The sequence below is a fragment of the Mucilaginibacter psychrotolerans genome (assembly GCF_004519315.1).
In the GTDB taxonomy this organism is placed as follows: Bacteria; Bacteroidota; Bacteroidia; order Sphingobacteriales; family Sphingobacteriaceae; genus Mucilaginibacter; species Mucilaginibacter psychrotolerans.
Genome location: NZ_SOZE01000010.1, coordinates 120,815 through 145,113, shown reverse-complemented (window position 1 = coordinate 145,113; position 24,299 = coordinate 120,815). Strand labels below are relative to the sequence as shown.

Here is a 24,299-nt window from a genome sequence, read left to right as displayed (position 1 = left end):
TAATACCTGTTTATTTATTATCGGTGTAAACGTACTTAGCAAAGTTGGCTACCTCTACAGGCTTAAAAATAGACTGCGAAAACATATACAGGCCATTTTTCCAAACCTTAAAATCGTGTACGCCCGGCTCTATATAATAAACATGCGGAACGCCTTTTTCAACCAGGTAATCGTGCGTGCGCTTGCTGAAAGACAATAAACCATCGCTTGCGCCGCAGGATATCCAAAGCAGTTTGAGTTGTTTTTTTGCAGCTTCAGCGTCGGGTACCAACTCTTCGGGCTTTTTGGTGTTCGGCGCAGCCGAGAAAGCCCCCACCCAGGCAAATTTATCCAGGTTGCCTAAACCAAAGTTCAGCGATTGCCCTCCTCCCATTGATAGCCCTGCAATGGCGCGATGCTCCCTGTCTTTCAAAACAGGGTATTTGCTTTCGATAAAAGGGATCAGGTCTGTAAGCAGGTCCTGTTCAAAAGTAGCGAATGCGGCTACCTTGTCCGGCGCCATGATATTGCCCGTTGCACGGTCGTCTTTCATGGCCCGACCGTTTGGTAACACTACGATCATTGGCGTTAGCTTGCCATCTTTGTACAAATTATCAAGGATAACTTGCGGTGTACCGCCGTTTAGCCATTCCTTTTCATCGCCGCCAATGCCGTGTAACAGGTATAGTACCGGGTACTTGATCTTTTTAGAGAAGCCCGGCGGCGTATAAACCAGGGCCTTACGGGCATTGCCAACTGTTTTAGAGTCGTAGGTGATGGTATCTATTTTCCCGTGGGGAATATCGGCGCGCACAACATCGAACCCTGCCCGTGCCTGGTGGGCAATATCCTGTGCAAATACGCAAGTGGTAAACAGCAAGGCTGCCGCTGTACTGAGCAACTGCTTAACTAGTAATGACTTCTTCATTTTGGTTAAAATTATTGAGGTAAATGATTTGTATGTTGTGGGGTTATCAGCTGGTATTTCCCGCTCAGGTGCATCAGGCTAAAGAGATATAACAGGCCGTCGTAATACGGGTCGAAGTATCCATCGTCGTAAGGTTCGAGTTTGGCATTCCATAATGCACGCACAAAATCGAGGCTCGCGTTATCCTTGTTCATAATAGATGCGGAAGCTGAAGTAGCCACCAGCCCCAACGAATGCCTTAGCTTTTCTACGCTGCCGGCCTTTAAAATAAAAGCCGGGCGCGAACCATCCAGGTTAAACTGATCCTCAAAAGTATCGATACCCTTGGACCGCAGAAAATTTTGAAGACGTACTGCATACTGCTGCTGCCATGCTTTGTCTTTACCAAACCAAACGTAGTCCATAGTGATGTTCATTGGAACCCGCCAGGAATCGTACCTAAAACCGGGCGGCATCCAGGGCGTTGGATGGGGTTTGCCGCTAAATTCGGTATAGTCAGAATTCAGCGCGGTTACCGAATCGCAAGCCCGGTGGAAAAATACACGGGACGTATCGGCACAATCCCTGTAAAATTGCTCATGCCCATCTTTTGCATACAAGGCCCATGCTTCATAAAAAGCAGGGAGATGGTACGATGGGTCGGTCCAGTTGTAGTTCCGGCCTTCCGGCACGAAGGTGATCTGCTTATGCTCGGTATTGATTAAATTATAAATATTACCCTTTCCGTCTTTTTTCCACATGGCATCTAAAATGCGGCGCGCCTCTTTATAATAATCGATACCCGTATCATTCCCCCATTTGTTAGATGCGAATAAAAGACTGGTGATGTAATACAACTCACCGTCAGACGCGGAGCCTTCCGAATTACGTTTCATGGTACCTGTGTTTATGCTCCAGGCAAAGTAAGCCTCCCTTGGCCCATCCTGGTGCTGGAGGTACTTTTTAGACCATCGCCATATCCGGTCGAAAACATCTTTCTTATTCAACTGTACGGCAATCATCATTCCGTAAGAAAGGCCCTCTGTGCGGGCATCGTGGTTTTTAATGTCGCTTACATAGCCAAGTGTATCACCCACAGTAAAAAAAACGCGGTTAGGACCTTCAAATACGTCGTAATACGCCTTGGCAACTTTCTGATCTATATCTGCATGGCTGTAGCCCGCCTTGCGGAAAAGGTTTACATAAACGCCTTTTTTTGCCGCAGCGTTATTTTTCTTATTGACCTGTTTTTGGGTTTGGGCAAATACTGATGCAGATACAAGCCCAATGAGCAGCAACAGAACGGATAGTTTTCTTACAAGCATATCTTTATTTAGTTAAGAACCGGATACTTTTAACAAATGTTGCCTTGGGTGTCCCGGCCGGGAATTTGATTAACAGATCATGTTGTCCGCCAACCTTAGGTATGGCTTTGGTAAGTACACTCCACTTACCTGGTGCCGTTGGTGTAAAGGGTAATTTGCAAAGGAGCTTGCCGCTTTGCAAATCATCAAGCCACACTTCCAGGTACCCCTTTGTGGCCGAATTAACCGTTAAGGCAATTGCCGACGGCGAAACCTCACCCAGTTCTACGCCCGAAATCATGAACCATCCCCCAAGGGCTGATGTATTTGTTACGGCCTCCCCACCTTTAGTATCGGCTATCGACACGCCGAAATAATTGCTATATCCCAAAGCAGGCTGTGTAGACAATCCGTCTTTACAAATAAAGAAGTCAAAATCCGCAGGTTTACCTTCGGCAAACAAGCCTACGCTGGTACCTACCCACGAATTATAATTAGGCTGAACCTTATCAAGGCCGGCAGCACTTATAGGCTGGCCCAACTGGGTCCACTTTTTACCATCGGCACTGTAAAAGGCAGTCAGGAGATGCTGTTCGCGCTGCAGCTTTAACCACACTACATCCCCGGCCAAATTGGCAACAGAGCGTGTTGCGGTATCTAAGCTGAACACGATCTTTTTACCATTATCGTAACCGGAGTATAGCCGCGCGATAACTTTTTGATTGCCATTGGTGAGGTACAGCCCCGCTTTGCTGGCAGGCTCGAGCGCATTCAACGAAACTTTTGTTACCGCAGTATAAAAATGGTCGGTTTCCTTTTGTACCAAATGGGTGCGAGCCGTATCGGGCGTAAGTCTAACCCAGCCTTTTCTCGCGGTTAACGAATACCTGGCGGATGCTTTTTTTGTTAAAAAATGCCACCATGGCCCAAGTGTATCCTTGTTGAAATAATCTGTCTTAACGCTTCGCCACGGAATGTGTGACTTTGGCAACTGTGGGTTTACAATAGGTTGCGTTGTGGGTGCCATGCCCCAGGGGCGGTCACCTTCCCATAGCACCGGGAACAGTGATGTTTGGCGGCCCATGCCCGACCAATCATCTCCCGTGTATTTCTCATAACTTTGCCCAATCGTCCACCAGGAGCCATCGGCAAGCTGAAATGGTGCCGCAATATGATTGGGCCGACGGAAGCCGGCTTTGGGATCGGTAACGGGTTTAAAAAACTCGCCCAGCCGTTCCCATTTGGTAGAATCTGCTGTTAAGGCAGTACCCCGCAGCACATACTGGCCGCCCGATACATCGCCTGCGGGAAAGTAGTAATAATAGCCATTACGTTTACTCATTACGGGGCCTTCTGCCCAGCTATATTGTAGCTTGGCGTTCACCCAGTCTATATTAATTACGGTATCGGTTAACTGGCCGTCTTTGCCCAGGGCTTGTATGCGGTTCACCTTCTGCCCGTCTTTTATCAGCATATAAGGCTTGCCGTCATCGTCTACAAAAATTGAATTATCATAACCCAGGTTGCCCGTTTGGGGGTTAGATTTTACCTGAACCGGGGCCGACCAGGGGCCTGCCGGCGAATCGGCTTTACAAAACCACTGGCCCCCTGCCGAAAAATATATCCAATAAGAGCCGTAGAAGTACGTGATTGCCCCCTGCCATATCCCACCGGACGGCCTATCGTTAACCCAGCCAGCCTTTGCTGCCGGTAAAACCCGCGCAATCACCTCCCAATGCACCAGATCGGTAGAGTGATAAATAGGCAGATAGGGGTTAAAGTGAAATGTGGAGCCACAATAATAAAAATCGTTGCCTACCTTAAGCAGCGTAGGATCGGGATGATCTCCCGGCAAAACAGGATTTACATACGTTTTAACCGTGGTATAAAAAGAGGAAGAATCGATAGCAGCATTATGCTGCGCCAGCAATTTAGGGACGCAAATTACTTGAAAAATCATGCAGAAGAAAACCGCATACAGATACCTCATATCCAAAATTTTAATATTAACAGTTAAGGCTAACAAAAAAGCACAATACACCACAGCGCGGCATGCCTGATATTCTTCCATTCTATTGCTGCATCATCATAAACACTGCATAGGCAGCGCATCAAACTTAGCGGAACCTGGAAAATTACAAATTGCTGAACGGTTATAAATTAGCTTAGTAAGCCGGTTAAGATGCCCTTAACCGGTTCAAAAGTATTTATACAGAGAAGGTTTGAATAACACTTTTTAACATCTTACTGCAAGAAATGTATTATCGACATTAAAATAAGGAAATAATGCTCCTGCACTTTAAAACTTAGCTGATGCAATTGCTACGCGTGTGCGGCTGGCGTATCGGATAAAGCATCCTCTTTAACTACCATTTTACGGTATTCTGAGGGGAGCACATCGAACTTGTTTTTAAACGACTTTGAAAAATAATGAGGCGTGCCAAAACCCGCTTCATACGCTATTTGCGATACCGTCATATCGCTCTTTAACAGTAAAAATGCTGCGCGATCTAGCTTGTAGGACCTGATGAATTCTACGGGCGGCTGCCCGGTGAGGGCAAATATCTTGTTGTAAAGCGCCCCTCTGCTCATGCCGAGGTGTTCGCTCAAATCCACTATCGAAAATTTGGGTTTAGTAAGGTTTTTTTCGATATAGTTGATGGCATTACTCAGGAATTTCTCGCCGCTCGATTCTACTTCCACACTTTCGGGGGTAACCTTAAGTTGTTTACTGTACGTATTTTTTAATATGCTGTTTTGAGATAAAAGATTTTTGATCTTCAGGTTCAGAATATCAAAATTAAACGGCTTGGTGAGGTAATCATTTGCCCCGGTTTCCAAGCCCAAAAGTTGCTGCTTATCGCCGGTAAGGGCTGTAAGTAAAATCACCGGGATTTGGCACGTCCGTTTATCGGCCTTAATTTTACCCGTCAATGTAATGCCGTCCATATGGGGCATGCTGATATCGCTCACCACCAGATCGGGGTGAAACGATAGCACTTTCTCCCAGCCTTCTTTGCCGTCTGCTGCTTCGTCTACCTTGAAACACCTTTTTAAATTTTCTTTAATATAGCTTCGCAATTCTGCATTGTCTTCTATAATAAGTACCCGCAGCTTAGAGGGGGCATTGGCTTTAGTTTCTTCAATTGGGTCGTCGTCTTGCCCGTTAAGCACTAGCAGATTCTCTGCTGCTGCGATTGGCGCAGCTGTAGCGGGCTGCGCATCGAACCGTTTCAGATCAATCATTACTGTAAAAACTGCGCCTTGGCCCGGTTTACTCTCTACCAGTATCCTGCCGCCGTGCATTTCAGCGAATTCCTTCGCGATAGAAAGCCCTATACCGCTTCCTTGATTTAAGCTTCCCGACAGATTCTCCCCCTGGAAAAAACGGTTGAAAATCTTAGTTAGATTCTCTTTTTCGATACCGATGCCATTGTCAGTTACTTTTATAGCCAGCGAAGCTGCAGATTTAGCACCTTCTCCGGGTATTTCCAATATTTCTACCCTTACTTTCCCTCCCGCAGGGGTAAACTTAAAAGCGTTTGAAAGTAAATTAAGCAATATGCGCTCAATTTTATCGGCATCGAATTTCACGAACAAAGGATGTTGCAAGCCCTCATAGTGAAGCTGTATGTCTTTTGATTCAGAAAGATCATAAAACGAATCCACCACTTCTTTAATAAAGGACGATATCTCACCATCGGCAAGATTCAGCTTCATCTCGTGTTCTTCTATTTTTCTGAGATCCAGCATCTCATCTACCAGGTTGAGCAACCTGTGGCTATTCCGCTTAATAACGGCAAGCTGTTTGGTAGTTTGACGGTCGTTATGATGAGCAAGTAATTTATCGGTGGGCGCGAGTATAAGCGAAATAGGCGTCCTGAATTCGTGGCTCAAATTGGTTACAAATTTCACCTTCATCATGTCAACCCGGTGCATCTCCTCAGCCATTTTCCTTTCCTGCTCAACGGCCAATTTCATTTTTACCTTTTTAATGCCTAAATGCCTGATGAACAACAAAGTGGCCAGCACAATTAAAGCGTAGGCTATATAAGCGTACCAGGTCATCCAAAACGGGGCCAGTATGCTCACGTGTATGCTGGCCACTTCTTCGCTCCAAATGCCATTGTTATTAGCGGCTTTCACCATAAAGGTGTACTCGCCCGGGTTTAAATTGGTGAAGTAGGCTGTAGTTGCCGTCCCCACATAATTCCAATCGGTATTAAAGCCCACCAGTTTGTAAGCATAACTATTTTGCTCGGGTATGGTAAAATTAACGGCATTGTAACTTAAGGCAAAATCTTGCTTGTAACGGAGCCTGAGCTGTTGAGCAACGGCAATATTGGATGCTATCGGCGCGTCCTTACCCGGCGTTACGACTTTATTATCAGCCTGCAGGCCGGTTAAATATACCGGCGGCGGGTTTCTATTGAATTTAACGTCTTTTGCAGGGTCGATATAATTAAGGCCGCCGCCGCCACCAAAAAACAACGAACCATTTGAATGTTTTAAACCTGCCCCATCAGAAAACGCGGCATCCTGCAGCCCGTTATATTTTGAGTAATTGGTAATTTGCTTTAGGCCGGCGTTGAAACTGGATACCCCTTTGTTGGTGCTTACCCAAATATTGCCATGATTGTCTTCTAAAATTTTATGGATAACGCCGCTTGCGAGGCCATTAGCAGTGGAATACGATTTTAATTTACCGGTAGCTATGTTGTAGCAAAACAAGCCGTCGCCGCTGGTTCCTATCCACATATTGCCCCGGCTGTCTTGCAGTAGACTAAAAACTCTTTCAATAGCCATACCGGTATTGGCAAAGTTGAGCAGTTTGAATTTTTGCGTTTTTGGGTTGAGGATGGCAATTCCGGTGCCTACCGAGCCGATCCAGATGTTGCCCTCCCTATCTTCTTCAATTGCCCTGATGTACCCATTTAAAGGAAGGCTTTTTTGATCTAAGGACCCGAAAGTGCCCTCGTATTTCCGGAAGGTTCCGGTCGCGGGATCGTACTTGTTTAAACCGTTGCCGTTAGTACCCACCCACATCTGGCCTTTGCTATCGTATTTCAAACAAAATATTTCGTTGCTGCTGATATCGCTGGCTCCGCTACCGGCCTTCAGTTGCTTGTAGCTGCCGTTGTTGGTGTTATAAACAAACAGGCCGTTTTGGAAAGTGCCGAGCCAAAGCTGCTCTTTACCATCAAGCGCCATACATAAAATTGGCAGGCCGGCCGAGTTTATTTTTTCTCTCGGCCTGATATCCACATGGCTGAACAAGCGTGTTTTTGTATCAAAAACGTTAAGCCCGCCGCCATCTGTTCCCACGTAAATTTGGTCTTGTTTGCCTTCAACAAGCGATGTTACCACCGGGTTGCTTAAGCTTTTGGCATCGTAGCCATTATTCTGTTTCAGATCAAATAAGGTAAGGCTCCTGTCGTACTTGTTCACGCCACCCTCGTAGGTACCCAACCAGTAAATACCACAAGGGTCCAGGTATAAGCAGCGGATAGACTTGCTGTTTATACTAAATACCTCGCGGTCATCGTGCTTAAAGCGCTGCACCAAACCCGTGCGCATATCCATAATATCCAGCCCGCCTTCGGTACCAATCCATAATTTGTTCGCATCGGCTACGGCAATGTTATATACCAGGTTACCGCTTAAAGTCCTGTTATCAGACGGACTGTAGTTAAAACTCTTAGACGTTTTTAGGTCTGCTGAGAAGCAGGTTAAGCCCTTAAACGTGCCCACCCAAATCCTGCCGTCGGCAGACTGTGTTACCGTGTTCACTTTATCCGATCCGATGCTGTTTACATTGTTTTTGTCGTGTGTAAAAGTTGCGAAACTTCCGGTAGCGGGGTTAAATAAGTGAAGCCCAGTTGACGTTCCTATCCACATTCTGTGCTGACGGTCTTCAAACAAACACAATATATTTTCCGGTGCCTGCTGGCCGCCGTGTCGTCCGGCGGGTAAAAACCTGCGGGTTGTTTTTGCCGCCGTATCCAATATAGTGATACCATCAATTTTGCCAAGCCATAACTTCCCGCTATAGTCGCCGCAAATTGTCCTGATGTATTGATTTGGATTGGTAACGCCGCCTTGCCTGCCCAGTCCCGGGTAGGAGGCAAAGCGATCGTTAAGTTTGTCATAAAAATAAAGTCCGCCGCCTACGGTACCAACCCATATCCTACCCAGCCGATCTTTATACATAGAGGCAGCTTCGTTGGCCTGCACACTACCCTGGCCTGCGTTATGAAAACCATAAACCTTGATATCTTTTCCGTTAAACCTGTCTACACCTTCGGGGGTAGCAAACCACATGTAACCGTCATCGTCTTTCAGTATTGCGTTTACGGTGTTTGATGATAACCCGTCGCGCGATGTTATTGCCGTGAATTTTATCTCCTGCGCATTCGCGTTACGGGGGTACGCAAATAGCGTAATTGCTATAACAGATAGCTGAAATAGCAAAAACGAACTTGCCTTCCGGCTCGAAAACAGCTGAAAATAATGCATTTCTCTCTCAAATTTAGCAACGTCTAAATACAGCAATATCTTGAAAGAACAGGTGTGGCGCACCCTTTCAGGCACAACACAAACAAGCTTTGGATGAAGCTTTTATCAAGACGTCAATTAGGAATACAGGTGGTTTATAATTGTTGAATTTACAATTATTTTCATCAAAAAAGCAAATAAATTTTCATGCACCGAACCGGCAAAAACAATTTTAAACGGTGTATAATTCATACCACTAACAGCAAGCCTATAAAACTTGGCTGGGCATGTAGTGCTTATATTTAGCACTGCCGAATGTGGGTGCTATGCTTTTGGCCGACCCGCAAAAAATGCGGGCTGGTATGCAAAGTTTTTCGACACTCAAAATTTCACCCAGTCAATTTCAGCTGAATTGGCACCGGTAAGCACAACAAATAAATCATGCTTGCCGGCTATTGCTTTCAACACGGCGGCTTTCATTGTGCTCCATTGGTTGCTGTTGGTAATATTTACACGTGCAAGCGGTTTTCCTTCCAGTTTATCCAGGCGTATTTCTATTGCGCTGCCCACGGCAGACCTGGCCATGATGGATACGACCTTCGATTTCTGATCAAAATCAACTGCGTTATAACGAACCCAGGCACCTTTTTGGCTTAAGACCGTTTTCCATCCGTTGAACCGTTTTGCGGTATCAATAAAATCAACCGATGCCCCGGTGCTGCTTATAGCTGAGTATCTGTCGATTTCTATCTTTTGTTTAGCAGAGGAGACCCCGATGCCCCTCAAAGTAGGGACCACTTTACGGATGGTGCCGTCTTCGTTAAAAAACAGGCTGTCGGCCCGGATGGCCCTGGCCTTATCGAAATTGGGCGATAACTGGTTATCGTGGTAAAACAGGTACCATTGATCTTTAAACGAAACAATAGATTGATGATTTGTCCAACACCCGGAAGCCGACTCATCCATAATTACACCGGTGAATTTAAAGGGGCCCATGGGGTTATCGCTGGTGGCGTATTCCAATCGTTCCGTTTTATTTTCCACATGCGGATAGGTAAGGTAATAAATCCCCTTGCGTTCGAACAGGAAAGGCCCTTCTTTAAGCCCCTTTTCCGGTAGGTTGGCTATTATTTGCGAAGGGGAATCCAGCTCAATCATGTTTTCTTTCAGTTTAGCCATGTATATATTACCCTGAGCCCAATACAAATAAGCCTGACCGCTTTTATCGATAAAAACATTCGGGTCGATGCCGTTCACACCTGCTATCGGATCGGGCAGCGGCGTAAACGGACCATAAGGGGTGTTTGACGTAGCTACACCTATTTTGAAACCCCTGCTGTTTGCTTTTGCCGCCGGCGGGGCCGGAAAATAAAAGTAATATTTCCCGTTCCTGAAGATGCAATCTGGCGCCCACATGCTATAGGCCGTCGAATCTGCCCAGGGCACGGTTTTCTGGGAAAGAATCTTACCATGGTCGGTCCAATCAACAAGATTGGCAGACGAAAACACATGATAATCTTCCATGCAAAACCAGGCCAACCGACCGTGGCCTGGTGTAGCCAAAATATCGTGCGATGGGTATATATATACTTTCCCTTCAAACACCCGTGCAGTAGGGTCGGCACTATACTGATTTCTTATCAGCGGGTTTTGCGCAGCAGCGTAACTCATCAAAACCGTTAAGAAACTGAGCAGCAAACCGCTTTTCGTATCAAACTTCATCACTTATGTTTTTATTGATCCTTAAATTTAATATACCCTGATTTTTATTCCGCAACGCCCTATTGAAACAATAAGGGTGCAAAATGATACAGGTTGTTGCGCCATACCGGCCAGGTATGCCCGCCCGGGTATTCATAATAGGTATAGTTTATATTCAGCTCTTTAAATTTGGCAAGCATTAACTGGCAATTGTTATAAGCTATATCCTCCTTGCCGCCCATGGCTATCCAAAAAGCTTTTAGATTTTTGTTAATCGTTGGCTGGTTCTTCTTCATGAAGTCGTACTGCGCGCCGGCAATATCATTTTGCATGGGTAATATCCAACCCGAACTAAATACGCCCAGATAAGCGAACATGTCATTATTTTTAATACCGGTGTATAGGGTGTTTAGGCCGCCCATAGAAAGGCCTGCAAGTGCCCGGCTCCCAGCGTCGGTTTTAGTGCGGTAATTTTTTTCGATAAAGGGGATGACCGATCCTTTTATCTCCTGCTCAACCGTAATTAGGTAATCTTCTGAGAACCCGGAAGCGCTGAAGTTAGCATCGGGCATCACCACCAACATGGGTTTTGCACGTTTATCGGCTATCAAATTATCCAGTATCACGTTTGTCTTTCCCTGGTTTGCCCAACCGCGTTCGTCCTCTCCGCCGCCATGCAAAATATACAGCACCGGGAACTTTTCCTTTGTATTTGCATCGTAGCCGGGCGGGGTATAAATAAAAACCTGTCGCCAGGCCTTTGCCGTTGCCGAATAGTATTTACGGATACGCATATCGCCATGCGGCACGTCTCTGTCCTGATAATAACCACCTTGCGCAAAGGGGATTTCGATACCGCTGGCCATGCGGCCCATGCCATAAAAAGATTCACTCGCCGGGTCGGCAACAGCCACGCCATCAATCAATAAAGAATAATAATGAAAGCCTTCCCCTATCGAGTCTGTGGTTGCTGTCCAAAAGCCGCTGCTGTCTTTCTGCATATCGTACTTTTTGCCCAGATCTACTTGCAACCGCTTCGCATCCGGCGCTTTTACGCGGAAAACCACCCGGTGATCGGGCAATATCAGGGGGTACTTTGCCTGCCTGATGTTAGTGCTTGCAGGTGTGCCGTTCTGCGCGCAGGCCGTATAACCGGCCAAAACCAGTAAGCAAACGAAATAGAATATCTTCATGATTGTGGGTTTATGGTGTTGATGTAATTGCATGCGTGAAATAGGTATTTGTGTTATTTATTTAATGTTTGCATCCATTTAAAGATGGGGGCAGTCCAGCTTTCGATGGGTTGGCCCAGTACAAACCCGTGCCCCCCCTTAGGGAACAGATGCAACTCTGCAGGGACTTTATGTTGCCTCAGTTTCTGGTAGAAAACGATGCTATTATCTACACTTACTAAATTATCGTCGCCTGCATGCGTGATGTATGTTGGTGGCGTATCATCAGCAACCTGCAATTCGTTCGAAAAGGCATCAACGGTTGCCCTGGATGGGGCTTTGCCCAGCAAATTACGCCTGCTATCCAAATGGGTGAGGCTATCCTGCATGCTGATTACCGGATAAATGAGTATCACAAAATCCGGCCGGAGACTGATATTTTCGGGGTTTTTAACCAGGGACTTGTGAAAATGCGTTGCCAGCGTGGCTGCTAAATGCCCGCCTGCCGAAAAACCCATTATGCCAATACGGCTAGGATCAATTCCCAATGTTTTGGCCCGTTGGCGTACAAATTTCATCGCTTTCTGGGCATCCTGAAGCGGGCCGATTGTTTTATCCACCATAATGGAATCGTCGGGCAGTCGGTATTTGAGTACGAATGCCGTGGTACCATTTTCGGCAAAAGCCCGCGCAGCCCTAACACCCTCCCCCTGGTAAACCAATACTTTATAACTCCCCCCGGGGCAAATAATAACTGCCGAGCCGTTCGATTTTCCTTCTGCGGGAGCAAACATTTCAACTTCGGGTTTTGGCACACTGTAAATAAGGCCGGGGTTTAATTTCTGCGGCAATACCAACTGCCCATTCCTGGTGTTGGGGATGGTATCGGGGTAAATAGCCATTACGGTTTGGGCTACAACCTTTACTGGTGCCATGGCAATGAGCAGGCACATCAATTTTGCCAACAGTAATCGCTTTAATTGATCTGATTTTGTAAAATACATGATGACTCCTTCATAACCCGGCAATCCTTTTAGCTGTAGCTTTTAATGGCTGTTTAGCCGGTTCGCCGCCCTACGGGCAATGGCCCGCTTCGTTTATTTGTAATTGGTTTATAGCGATAAAATTCCACAATGCAAAAGCGTCCTGATACCAGTATTTGACATGTCTTTAACATAAATGTCCAGACCGGCAAAATTAGGCAGCCAGCTTTAGCGCAGAATAATTAATTTAGGGTGATTAAAAAACCTAAAGCCCGTTGCAACGGCCATCATCATTTACAGCTTACAAACCGTGCGAACTTGCTAACCGTTGAGTACTATTGAAATGCCGGCTAGTGGGACCTAAAAGAATAATAAACCATCTCTGATCTTAAACCAACACCTAAAACTATAATGACCAGCCACTATTTAAAATTCGCTGCGGTATGCATCTTATTATGCTACAGCGCTACGGTTTTTGCACAACGCAAAAACACCTTATGGTACAACAAACCCGCCGCTAACTGGAACGAAGCACTGCCAATGGGCAACGGGCACATAGGCGCCATGGTGTTTGGCGATGCGCAGCTTGAACGCCTGCAGCTAAATGAATCGACAATTTGGGCGGGAGGCCCTAACAATAATGTCGATTCGGCAGCAAGACCCTACATTGATGAAGTGCGCGCATTGCTGGCACAAAAAAAATACGTGGAAGCCCAATTGGTTGCCAATAAACAATTGGGGCCAAAAGGCAATAGTGGTATGCCTTACCAACTGGCGGGCAACCTGTATATCAATTTCCCCGGGCATCAAAATACAGATGAATATAAAAGAGACCTTAACATCGAAAACGCTACCGCTTCGGTAACCTATGTATATAATGGTGTAAAGTATAAGCGCGAATATTTTACATCGTTTACCGATAACGTTTTAATGGTGAGGCTTACTGCCGATAAACCTAAGATGATCACCTGCAACATTGCCTTTCAAAGTCCGCTAAGTAAAAACAAAGAAGTTGTTAACGGCGACCTCATCCTGTCGGGCCTGAGCAGCGATCACGAAAATCAAAAAGGAAGGGTAAAATTCAATGTCATCACCAGGGTAAAATTGGCCGCAGGCTCGCTTACTGCCGATACATCGGGTATTAAGGTGACGCGTGCAGATACTGCTATCATTTACCTGTCAATTGCCACAAACTTTGTCAACTACCATGATATCAGCGCCGATCCACTGAGCCGGGCAAAGGCAATCATCAATAATGCGTACAAAACCAGCTATGCAGCGTTACTGGCAAAGCATATCACTTTCTATCAAAAATATTATAACCGCGTTAAATTAAACGTGGGTACTACCACGGCGGCGGAAGCGACAACTGATCTTCGAATAAAGAATTTCGCACAAGGAAACGACCCGCAATTAGCCGAACTTTATTTTCAATTCGGGCGATACCTGCTGATCTCCTCTTCTCAACCCGGCTCGCAGCCTGCCAACCTGCAGGGCATTTGGAACGGTGATTTGAAAGGTGCCTGGGACAGTAAGTACACGGTCAACATCAACACCGAGATGAACTATTGGCCAAGCGAGGTTACCCAATTACCGGAACTAAGCACGCCGCTGTTTAATATGATTAAGGATTTATCGGTTACCGGCAAAGAAACTGCCCGAGTGATGTACGGCGCGCGGGGATGGTCCATGCATCACAATACCGATATATGGCGAATGACGGGCGTGGTCGACGGGGCATTTTGGGGGCTTTGGCCAACCGGCAACGCCTGGCTTTGCCAACACATTTGGGAACACTATTTATATACCGGCGATAAAGAATTCCTTAAAAAATACTACCCGGTAATGAAGGATGCCGCCACGTATTTTATCGACGTTTTGCAGGAAGATAAGGAGCATAACTGGCTGGTGGTATCGCCATCCGTTTCCCCGGAGCATGAATACATCAACGGTAAAACACAGGTATCGGTAACCGCAGGTGCAACTATGGATAACCAACTGGTTTATGGCTTGTTTAACTTGGTTGCAAACGCTGCTGCTGATTTAAAAGTAGATAATGCTTTTCGCGACAGCCTATTAAACTACCGGAAGAGGCTGCCGCCGATGCAGGTTGGCCAATATGGGCAACTGCAGGAGTGGCTGGAAGATCTGGATTCACCTACCGATAATCACCGCCACGTATCGCACCTGTACGGCCTATTCCCGGGGAGTCAAATCTCACCGTTCCGCAACCCTCAGCTATTTGCTGCGGCAAAAAACTCCATGCTGTATCGCGGCGATGTATCTACGGGCTGGTCGATGGCCTGGAAAATTAACCTGTGGGCACGTTTGCTCAATGGTAATCATGCCTACAAATTAATCACAGACCAAATTGCGCCGGTTACAGGCAGAGGCGGAGGCACGTACCCCAACTTGTTTGATGCACATCCGCCTTTCCAAATTGATGGTAACTTCGGATGCACATCGGGCATAGCCGAAATGTTGCTACAAAGCCACGATGGTTTTATTTACCTGCTACCGGCGCTGCCCGATGTATGGAACAAAGGAAGTGTAAAGGGACTGGTTGCCCGGGGCGGCTTTGTGGTAGATATGGACTGGGACGAGGGCAAACTCACGCACCTGGTTATTCATTCAAAAGTAGGCGGCAACTTGCGCCTGCGGCTAAATCAAACAGCAACCGGCAGCCAGCTTAAAAAGGCGAGTGGCAAAAATTCAAATCCGTTTTATGATATCACAAGCATACCCGAGCCTGTAATCAAACCTTCGGGTAAAGACCTCAGCGTTAATCTGGCCGAAAGTTCACTTTATGATGTAAAAACAGAAAAAGGAAAAACCTATAAGCTGATTGGAAAATAGCTGGCAAAAAAAGTGACAATCTTTTTTATATTTCCAACTCTTATTTTACATCGATACTTATCATGAAAAATCTAAAAGCCATCATTCTTGGGGTTCTTATCATCACCTGTTTGGAGCAGGCCTTATATGCGCAGAAGCTTACACTTCAATCACCAAATAAAAAGATAACCATAGAGCTGTTCAATCAGCAAAACAGCAACACAGGCGAATGGTACCTGAAAGTGCTATATACCCTGGACGCAACAACTACAGAATCCATATCACGTATAGACTTAGGCCTCATCAGGGCCGACCAGGCGTTTTCCAAAGAGCTAACTTTGGTTAAAGCAGGTAGGCCGGTTTTAATAAACGAACGTTACACATCCGTACACGGAAAAAGGTCGGTAAGGAGCAATGCTGCCAATGAAATCATCACCTCGTTCCAAAATCCTGATAAGACTAAAATCAACCTCATTTTGCGGGCCTATAATGATGGTGTTGCTTTTCGCTATGAATTTCCGGAGGGTCATGAAGCTGTTGCGGTGAAGGACGAACTGACTGCCTTCACAATCTCCAGGGAAACGAGCCGCTGGATGGAAAAATGGAATACCGCTAACGAGGGGTATTACACGCCCATGAGTGATGATAAGGTACAGCAACAGGAATGGTGCTATCCGGCTTTGTTCAACACAAAAGATAAGACGTGCTGGTTTTTACTGCACGAGGCCGATCTAGACCGTAACTATTGCGGAACGAAACTGAGCAACACCCTTGACGCAACAAAATACAAACTTACATTTCCCGACCCGCGCGATGGGCGCGGCACCGGCACAGTGGAGCCAACCATAACCTTTCCCTGGAAATCGCCCTGGCGCGTAGTAATCATGGGAACGCTGCAGGATATTGTCGCATCAACGTTAACAGATGATCTATCCGCCCCGTCGGTAATAAAGAACACCGATTGGATAAAACCCGGGCCGGTATCATGGAATTACTGGTCGAGCAACCATGGTACAAAAGATTATAAAATAGTAACCCGTTTTGCCGACCTGGCGGCAGATATGAACTGGCCGTACACGCTATTAGACTGGGAATGGGATGGAATGGGCAACGGCGGAAATTTGGAAGATGCGCTAAATTACATCCGGGCAAAAGGCGTAAAACCGCTCATGTGGTATAATTCGGGTGGAAACCACACTTATGTGTCATCTACCCCGAAAGACCGTATGCTGACGCATGAAAGCCGGGTTATAGAATTCACCAAGCTAAAAAAACTAGGTGTTGCAGGCGTTAAAATAGATTTCTTCGAAAGCGAAAAGCAAAATATGATACAGTATTATCTGGATATTTTGAATGATGCGGCCCAATTTCAGATAATGGTTTATTTTCATGGAAGCCTGGTGCCGCGCGGATGGGCGCGCACTTACCCTAACCTAATGACCTACGAAGCTGTGCGCGGGGCAGAATGGTATAACAACACACCGGATTTTACGATGGCCGCACCCGAGCATAATGCCATATTGCCCTTTACCCGCAACGTAGTAGGTTCTATGGATTATACGCCGGTTACATTTACAAACTCCCAGTATCCTCATGTAACTTCTTACGGGCATGAACTGGCGTTAAGCGTATTATTTGAATCGGCCTTGCAACATTTTGCCGATAGGCCCGAAGGCTACTATAACTTGCCCGACGCACCAAAGGCATTTTTGCGTGAGATACCAACTGCCTGGGACGACACCAGGCTATTAGACGGTTATCCGGGGAAAGAGGTAATCCTGGCCCGACGCAAAGGCAACGACTGGTACATAGGCGGCATAAACGCCGAGCTAAGGGAAAAAAAGAAAAGCGTGAAGCTTGACTTTTTAGCCGATAGTGTAAAGTACAAGTTAACATTAATTACTGATGGAGAGCACGATAAGGCATTTTCTACTCAGTATTTGCTGGTAGATAAAAATACCTCAATAGATGTACCAATATTGCGCAGAGGTGGTTTTGCTGCAGTTATTAAACCGGAATTGTAGGGCCTTAAGGCCAATAACTTAGTGGGCCGGTGTATTGCTGAACGCCAATAGTTAAAGAGCGTTTAAAAAAAATGATAATAGCCAAAAGAGGTGCCTACCGTTTATGCCGGTTAGCACCTCTTTGTGCCTAAGCTTAGGCATCGGTTCAATTAACTGTAAACACTAAGGTCCCTACATTAAAAATCTACCACCGCATAATAAGCTTTCTTGCGCTGCAGATGCTCATCAAACAGTAAAGGGTAAGCCTTACGGATGGTGGGCCTGGTACCATCGCTGGCTGCAGCCCCCCCGGCGAGCCCACCGTTCCTGGCATCGAGCCAGCTATGGCGGTCTGATACATTCCAGAAGGTAACGTTGGTAATTACCTTCCTATATTCCCTGAAAATCTCGAAAATTTCTTTGTAGCGCTGTTCTTGCTGACTGGCCAGGTTGGGCGTATAGCCCGAATCAACCGGCATGGTTGGCCGTGCGCCGTTTACCATACTGGTATCACGCTTAAAAGGTTTTCGCACGGTAATGTCAAGCTCGGTAATCTGAATTTTTAATCCCAGGGATGCGTAACGTTCAATTGCCTTCCTTATTAGTCCGGGCGTTGGGTTATCCAATTTCCAGTGCCCCTGCAGCCCCACGCCCGTTATGGGTATTTTGGCATCTACAAGGCCTTTCAGCAGCCGGTAAATCTTCTCGCGTTTAGGTTCTTCTTCGCTGTTGTAGTCGTTATAATAAAGCGCAACGGATGGGTCAGCTGCGTGGGCGTATTCGAATGCCTTGGGTATAAAGTCTTCGCCACATATCTTATACCATAAAGAGTTACGCAAATAGCTATCGGGCTTATCGTCAATAGCTTCGTTTACCACATCCCAGGCATATATCCGGCCCTTAAAATGATTAACTACGGTTGTAATATGGTCTTTTAAGCGCTGTAGCAACACCTCTTTGCTTACCTGCTTGCCCGTACTATCTTTAAACATCCACGCAGGTGCCTGTGCATGCCACAGCAAATTGTGGCCCCTAACCTTTATGTTATGCTTGATGGCAAAATTCACGATAGAATCTGCATTCCGCCAGTTGTAAGTATTTTCCTGGGGATGGATAGGCCCCATCTTCATATCGTTTTCTGCCGTAACACTGTTAAATTCAAGGCTGATCAAATCTGCTTCATCTCCGGATAGTGCCGCAATATTTACTGCTACCCCGATAGAAAAATATTTCCGGTAGTAATCCTTAAGCCCTTTTTCCTGCTTTTTTGCGGATGGTGAAGCGGCTACCTTATGAGATCCATCTGGCTTGTACGTCCAACTTATTGCCACAAAAGAAATGACTGCGAGGCAAATTATCCACGAAGTGCTCAACGACTTCGGGCCTGTTTTAAAATAGCTCATATGCTTGATAATTTTGATTTTAAAACTCCTACCCTTTTGAATGCAAGGGCCAACACAACTAAAGTGAATGTTTTAGGGCAAACCATGTACAACATTTTATTGAATATCACCTACTCATGTTCAGCAACGCTATAAAAGTGGAGGATCAATGAACAAAATATCCGCTTTTCAAAAAAAGAGGCCATTCCAATCCGGAACAGCCTCTCGTTTTTAGTCAATAAAAATAGATTGGTTACCCCACGGTTAATATCCCGGGTTTTGAGGCATTTTCGGGCCTTCTATTACCAAATCGATTTCTGATTGCGGTATAGCTCTCAGCATAAACTCATCCTTAACATAAGGAGCAGCCTCGTTGTTCCAGGCTTTTACCCTTGTGGTTAAAGAGCGGGTACGTACCAGATCGAGCCATCTTTGGCATTCTGCAAAGAACTCGCGGCTACGTTCGTCCAGTATAAAGTCGAGCGTAACGTTGCCTGGTTGAATAGTCATTGCTGCCACTGCTGCCGTATTCTGAGCAGGTGTGTTTGTTTTGCGATAAGCCGCACGCTGCCTAACCACATTGATGAGGTTGGCGGCGTTGGTTAAATCGCCGAGCTTAAATGCAGCCTCGGCGGCCAGCAGGTAAACATCAGAAAAACGCCAGATCACCACAGGCCTGGTTGAAGGGTCGTTAAAGTTGGCAGCAGCACGGCTTGGATCCATAAACTTCTTTACCGAAGGAAAGATGTTATTATTCCAGTACTTAGGTGGTATCACGATACCTTTAAACGGCCTTGTACCTATAAACTGCGGGGCACCTACCACATCGAAAGGCGGCATGTAAATGCCGGTATCTAAACCGGGTACCATGGTGTAAGAAATGCCGCGTCTATTATTTGCAGCAGCAGCCGTGTTGGTTGTAGCTACGTTAGATATCCATGCGGTATAGAAAGTGTTCTCGTAGCGTGAGTCCACATCGCGGTTAACAAAAGCCTGATCTAACACATAGCGCTTGCCGGTATTGGCACCGGTTTTAACCGGGTCAGAATTAGGCCTTGTCCTGGTATAAGGACGACCATACTGAACATCGCGCACCATTGCGCCCGCGCCGGTTGTAACCAAACCGCCTGATGCGTTTTCATATGAATTTATACCACTTAAATTGGGGTAATTAAAATTGGTAAACCAAGGCAACAGATTGTATGGCCCACCGCCTTGCGCCTGGCCAAGCGGATAAATACCATATTTGGTATCGATGTTATGGTCGCTCACAAAAATGGTTTCCTTGCCATAATCATTCGCGGGGTTAAACGCGTCTCCGTAATCTTGCCATAAATCCCAGCCATATGTTCCTTTATTGGTAATAAGGTCTGTGAAGAGCGTATATGCCTGCTGAAAATCCGGCTGGCTATTGGTTAACCATCCCCTGGTAAGGTACGCCCTTGCCAGTAAAAACTGCGCAACCGGCTTGCATGCCGCCTTGCCTGTAAACGGTGCAGTTGGCGTATTGGGTAAATCTGCTGCGGCATCGGTCAAATCCTGTATAATTACTTTGTAAACATCAGCAACAGGGGCCCTTGTATCTGATTTTGTAGGTACCGAAATAAATTCGGTATGCAATGGCACATCGCCATATTTCTGCACCAATAAAAAATACCAAAACGCCCTTAAAAACTTGGCCTGGGCAAGATATTGTTTACGTGTTGCGGCGTCCAAATCAATGCTCTGCCCATATTGCAACACGCCGTTCATGGTATTGATAGCCCTGTAAGCGTCGGCAAAACCGGCACCGCCTACACTGGAATTGATACCATTATAAGTATATAACTGAATCCCACTCGCGCTACCGCCGGCCAGGTGGTCATCGGTACCGGCATCCATTTCGGCGGTAAAACCCTCGGTGCCATAAGTTGCCTCGCGTATTGCGGCATAGCCGCCGGCTATGCCGCCCAGCACACCCGAAGGGGTGTTAAAAAAAGATGGAACTATACTCGATTGCGGGTGCTCTTCCAGTATTTTCTTGCAGCCATTGCCTAAAAGTGCCGTGAAAATTAAAAAAGCACAAGCAAATTTTCTATTTGTTTTCATATCAGTATCTCTTTAATTTTAAAATTTAGCATTCACACCAATGGTAAACTGCCTGTAAGAAGGGTTATTAAGGTTCACGCTTACAGCACGGCCGGTTACAGCTGCGTTACCGCCGTTGTTATTTACCGAGCCGCCATATCCGTTACCTTCCGGATCGAGCGCCAAATGGTCTCTCACTATAGGCGAGTAAACGATGAACGGATTAGTTGCATTTGCGTAAACACGTAAATTGCTAAAACCTATTTTCTTGATCAACGCCGTTGGCAGCGTATAGCCCAGGTTGATACTACGGCACTTGATGAACGAACCATCATAATACCCCAGCGTTGAGCCAAACAATAAACGATCTGTACTGGCATCGGGCGCAGGGAAATCATTTGTTGGGTTGTCGGTGGTCCAGTAATTGGTTTTAATTTGGTTAACACGGCCTTGGTTAAAGAAAGGAAAACCTGCCGACCCGCCATCTGCGGTGAAATAAGGCAGCAATACTTTCATCCCCATACGCGCATAAAAAATTGCCGAAAGATCAAAAGACTTGTAAGCAAAACGGGTGGTAAAACCGCCAACCCATTTTGGCTGGAAATTGCCTAAAACCTGGCGGTCGTTGGCGTTAATTACGTTGTCGCCATTCAAATCCTGTATCCTGATTTGACCCGGGAACTGAACCGGAGAGGTCTGTTTTGCTAAGGTTCCGTCGGTTTTATCAGAAGTTTGCCATATGCCTATCTTCTTTACGTCGTAAATAACGTTCAATGGCTGCCCTACAAACCACCCGTTGCCCGGATCGCTCAACTGGCCCGGATTAGTCAATTGCGTGATTTTTTCTCTATTCATCGAAAAACTGAAATCGGTGCTCCAGGTGAAGCCGCCTTTGGTTTGAACGTTGATAGTAGACACGTTGATTTCTATACCTTTACTTTCGGTTTTACCAAGGTTTTGGAAGGTGCTGCCGGTACCGGTGCTTGGCGGCAAGCTAACCTGCAAGAGTATATCTTTGGTTTTTTGCTGATAAACATCAATATTGGCCGTAATACGGTTATTCAATACGGTAATATCTAAACCGATATCGGTTTGCGCTGTCGACTGCCAACCTAAATTGGGGTTAGGTAAACTGGTAACTGTGTAGGCTAACTGGCCCGAACTACCGAAATTGTAAGCTGTAGAGGTTAAGCTCCCCAGGGTGGCATAAGCACCTACGTTTCTGTTACCCGATATACCGAAGCCACCTCGTAGTTTTAAGTTGTTTATAAAAGTGGCGTTCTTCATGAAGGCTTCGTTGCTGATATTCCACCCCAAACCAATAGCTGGATAGGTGAACCATTGGTGGCCAGGAGCCAGTGACGACGCGCCATCGCGCCTGCCGGTAATAGTTAACAGATAACGATCGTCGTAACTGTAAGCCAACCGCGCCATATACGAAAGCAGGCCCTGTTCGCTAAAACTGCCGCCGCCGCTAATGGTACCGCTTGCCAGGTTAAAGTTAGAGTTGCGTATATAATCTGATGGCACACCAGTGGTGTTGAAATTGCTGTTCTTGTTATGATCTTTAGTTATTTCATAAAGCGCAGTAAAATCTATCCGATGTTTTTTAAACGCCTTATTGTAGTAAAGCAAATTCTGGATATTGTAATTCCATTGCTCGTTATTGTTAAGTGCAGCGTTGTTCAGTGATGCGTTGCCGTTTATATAGGTTAACGTGCCGTTGTAAGAGTTGCCATTTTCTTGTATAAAATTCAAACCAACATTTACCCGGTACCTAAGGCCTTCTAAAATATTTACCTCGCCATATAAGCTGTTAAAAGTAGAATAGCGACGGGTACGATCGTAAATTGAACTTGCCTTGGTAATAAGCGTGTATGGGCTTACCGCAGCAGCATCAATGCTTCCGATTTGAGGGAAAAGATTTACGGTGCCGTCATCATTGTTGAGCGAGGCCAGCGGTGTAGTCCTCACCAGGCCACTGGGTACGCCACCGCCGCCCGGCAGTGCGGTAATGCGGTAGGTATTTATACTATTGATCCCAACTTTAACGTGGCTGCTAATACGGTGATCTATTGTTGTGCGCACATCGGCACGATCGAAACGTTGGTTAACGATGATACCATCCTGGCGGTAAAAACCGGCCGCGATATTGAATTGGGTGGCATCGCTACCGCCCGAAACGGCTAATTGATGACTTTGAGTCGGTGCATTCCTGTAAATGAGGCTTTGCCAATCGGTAGAAACCCCGGCGGCTAGTGCAGCTTGTTCGGCTGTTGTTATGGGGTATGCGCTGGTGCCCGGAGATGCCGTATTGTATTTGGCGGCATCAAGCTTCAACTGCGCGTAACCAGCGCCATCATATATGTTGTACTTCCCAAGCACGCTGGCAGTTGCGTAATAGGCATCGTAAGAAACAACCGCTTTCCCTGCGCGCCCTCTTTTGGTAGTAACCAGGATAACGCCGCCCGCACCACGCGAACCGTAAATAGCAGTAGCCGATGCATCTTTCAATATATCGATAGATGCGATATCTTCCGGGGCAAAATCATTGATGCTGCCCGGATAAGGTATGCCATCCAAAACAACCAAAGGGCCGTCCTGACCATCGTTGTTGCCTGTAGTAATGGTACGGTTACCACGAATACGGATTTGGCCACCGGTTCCCGGCGTTGCGCCGTTACTTACGATGTCTACGCCGGCCGTGCGGCCTTTTAACTGATCTATTAAGTTTGGCGCAGGCACTTCGCTTAAGGTTTTTGCAGAAAGCGATGCCACCGAGCCGGTTACGTCTTTCCGGCGCTGCGTACCATACCCCACCACCACAACTTCGTTAAGGTTTTTTGCACTGGGTACAAGGTGAACAGTGAGGTTAACCTGGTTGCCTATGGCCACTTCCTGGTCTAAATACCCTACGAATTGTACCAACAGCGACTTCTCGTTATCAGCTACCTCAATGGTGAATTTACCGTTTACATTGGTAGAGGTAGTCACTTTTCCGGCTGGTGCCTTAATAGTAGCCCCGGGCAGTGGTTGATTATTTTCATCAAGCACAATACCCGTTATTTTTTTGCTTTGTGCCAAAGCTGTGGCGCAAGTCAAAATACTGAATAGCAGTAAGAGCGCCGCTTTGTTATAAATGTTTAGTATTGATTTTTTCATAATTTATTTACTAAGTATTTGATGATTAAAGCCAATAGGTGGCATAAGATGCAGACTTGCTAACATCATTACCACCCTAATTTTTTAAATCCATTTCTGGCTGCTTTAATCTTTCACATTAATATTGGTTAGTTGTTTATCGACGGTTTACATGTCCTTGACATTTCACCCCCTGCTTTTTTTATGTAGTGCTCATAGGCTCATAACTTAGGTTTTTGGTGCTTATAATTGGTTATTCAGGTGTATAGTTAATATCATAGAATTAGCCTCATTACAAATGCAATCGATTGCATTTTTGGACGTAAACAG

Annotated in this window: 12 protein-coding genes; 2 read left to right on the top strand and 10 right to left on the bottom strand. The window is 46.1% G+C overall.

The window, feature by feature from the left end:
• Positions 1-10: 10 nt before the first annotated feature.
• The 7 genes from E2R66_RS12110 to E2R66_RS12080 all read right to left on the bottom strand — a co-directional run bounded on the left by E2R66_RS12110 (position 11) and on the right by E2R66_RS12080 (position 12,523).
• The gene (locus tag E2R66_RS12110) at positions 11-907 is read right to left on the bottom strand and encodes an alpha/beta hydrolase (RefSeq protein ID WP_133230905.1); all 897 of its coding nucleotides are present in this window, start codon (positions 905-907) and stop codon (positions 11-13) included.
• 11 nt (positions 908-918) lie between these two features.
• Entirely contained in the window at positions 919-2,211 is a 1,293-nt protein-coding gene (locus E2R66_RS12105) for a glycosyl hydrolase family 8 (protein WP_133230907.1), read from the bottom strand.
• A gap of 4 nt (positions 2,212-2,215) precedes the next feature.
• Entirely contained in the window at positions 2,216-4,180 is a 1,965-nt protein-coding gene (locus E2R66_RS12100) for a family 43 glycosylhydrolase (protein WP_204985910.1), read from the bottom strand.
• Positions 4,181-4,512: 332 nt separating this feature from the next.
• Positions 4,513-8,706: a hybrid sensor histidine kinase/response regulator transcription factor gene (locus tag E2R66_RS12095; protein ID WP_133230909.1), complete on the bottom strand. Its 4,194-nt coding sequence runs from the start codon at positions 8,704-8,706 to the stop codon at positions 4,513-4,515.
• A 360-nt stretch (positions 8,707-9,066) separates the two neighbouring features.
• Positions 9,067-10,407: a family 43 glycosylhydrolase gene (locus tag E2R66_RS12090; protein ID WP_192901968.1), complete on the bottom strand. Its 1,341-nt coding sequence runs from the start codon at positions 10,405-10,407 to the stop codon at positions 9,067-9,069.
• A 59-nt stretch (positions 10,408-10,466) separates the two neighbouring features.
• Entirely contained in the window at positions 10,467-11,579 is a 1,113-nt protein-coding gene (locus tag E2R66_RS12085) for an alpha/beta hydrolase-fold protein (protein WP_133230911.1), read from the bottom strand.
• Between the two features lie 53 nt (positions 11,580-11,632).
• Entirely contained in the window at positions 11,633-12,523 is an 891-nt protein-coding gene (locus tag E2R66_RS12080; RefSeq protein ID WP_240049305.1) for an alpha/beta hydrolase, read from the bottom strand.
• A gap of 429 nt (positions 12,524-12,952) precedes the next feature.
• On the opposite strand from E2R66_RS12080, the gene E2R66_RS12075 reads away from it, so the two are divergent.
• On the top strand, positions 12,953-15,397 hold the full coding sequence (locus E2R66_RS12075) for a glycoside hydrolase family 95 protein (protein ID WP_133230915.1): 2,445 nt from the start codon (positions 12,953-12,955) through the stop codon (positions 15,395-15,397).
• 62 nt (positions 15,398-15,459) lie between these two features.
• Complete coding sequence (locus E2R66_RS12070; RefSeq protein ID WP_133230917.1) at positions 15,460-17,400, top strand: glycoside hydrolase family 97 protein; 1,941 nt, start codon at positions 15,460-15,462, stop codon at positions 17,398-17,400.
• A 176-nt stretch (positions 17,401-17,576) separates the two neighbouring features.
• Here the strand turns inward: E2R66_RS12070 and E2R66_RS12065 are convergent, their stop codons facing one another.
• From E2R66_RS12065 to E2R66_RS12055, 3 genes are all read right to left on the bottom strand, one after another.
• A complete protein-coding gene (locus tag E2R66_RS12065) occupies positions 17,577-18,782 on the bottom strand; it encodes an endo-1,4-beta-xylanase (RefSeq protein ID WP_133230919.1) in 1,206 nt (401 codons plus the stop codon).
• Between the two features lie 243 nt (positions 18,783-19,025).
• The gene (locus E2R66_RS12060) at positions 19,026-20,849 is read right to left on the bottom strand and encodes a RagB/SusD family nutrient uptake outer membrane protein (protein WP_133230921.1); all 1,824 of its coding nucleotides are present in this window, start codon (positions 20,847-20,849) and stop codon (positions 19,026-19,028) included.
• A gap of 18 nt (positions 20,850-20,867) precedes the next feature.
• Positions 20,868-23,990, bottom strand: a complete 3,123-nt coding sequence (locus E2R66_RS12055) for a SusC/RagA family TonB-linked outer membrane protein (RefSeq protein ID WP_133230923.1) — start codon at positions 23,988-23,990, stop codon at positions 20,868-20,870.
• Positions 23,991-24,299 lie beyond the last annotated feature (309 nt).

Coding starts and splice junctions, on each gene's coding strand:
- E2R66_RS12075 (WP_133230915.1), top strand. CDS start 12,953: ATGACCAGCCACTATTTAAAATTCGCTGCGGTATGCATCTTATTATGC.
- E2R66_RS12060 (WP_133230921.1), bottom strand. CDS start 20,849: ATGAAAACAAATAGAAAATTTGCTTGTGCTTTTTTAATTTTCACGGCA.
- E2R66_RS12095 (WP_133230909.1), bottom strand. CDS start 8,706: ATGCATTATTTTCAGCTGTTTTCGAGCCGGAAGGCAAGTTCGTTTTTG.
- E2R66_RS12090 (WP_192901968.1), bottom strand. CDS start 10,407: ATGAAGTTTGATACGAAAAGCGGTTTGCTGCTCAGTTTCTTAACGGTT.
- E2R66_RS12065 (WP_133230919.1), bottom strand. CDS start 18,782: ATGAGCTATTTTAAAACAGGCCCGAAGTCGTTGAGCACTTCGTGGATA.
- E2R66_RS12055 (WP_133230923.1), bottom strand. CDS start 23,990: ATGAAAAAATCAATACTAAACATTTATAACAAAGCGGCGCTCTTACTG.
- E2R66_RS12100 (WP_204985910.1), bottom strand. CDS start 4,180: ATGAGGTATCTGTATGCGGTTTTCTTCTGCATGATTTTTCAAGTAATT.
- E2R66_RS12105 (WP_133230907.1), bottom strand. CDS start 2,211: ATGCTTGTAAGAAAACTATCCGTTCTGTTGCTGCTCATTGGGCTTGTA.
- E2R66_RS12070 (WP_133230917.1), top strand. CDS start 15,460: ATGAAAAATCTAAAAGCCATCATTCTTGGGGTTCTTATCATCACCTGT.
- E2R66_RS12110 (WP_133230905.1), bottom strand. CDS start 907: ATGAAGAAGTCATTACTAGTTAAGCAGTTGCTCAGTACAGCGGCAGCC.
- E2R66_RS12085 (WP_133230911.1), bottom strand. CDS start 11,579: ATGAAGATATTCTATTTCGTTTGCTTACTGGTTTTGGCCGGTTATACG.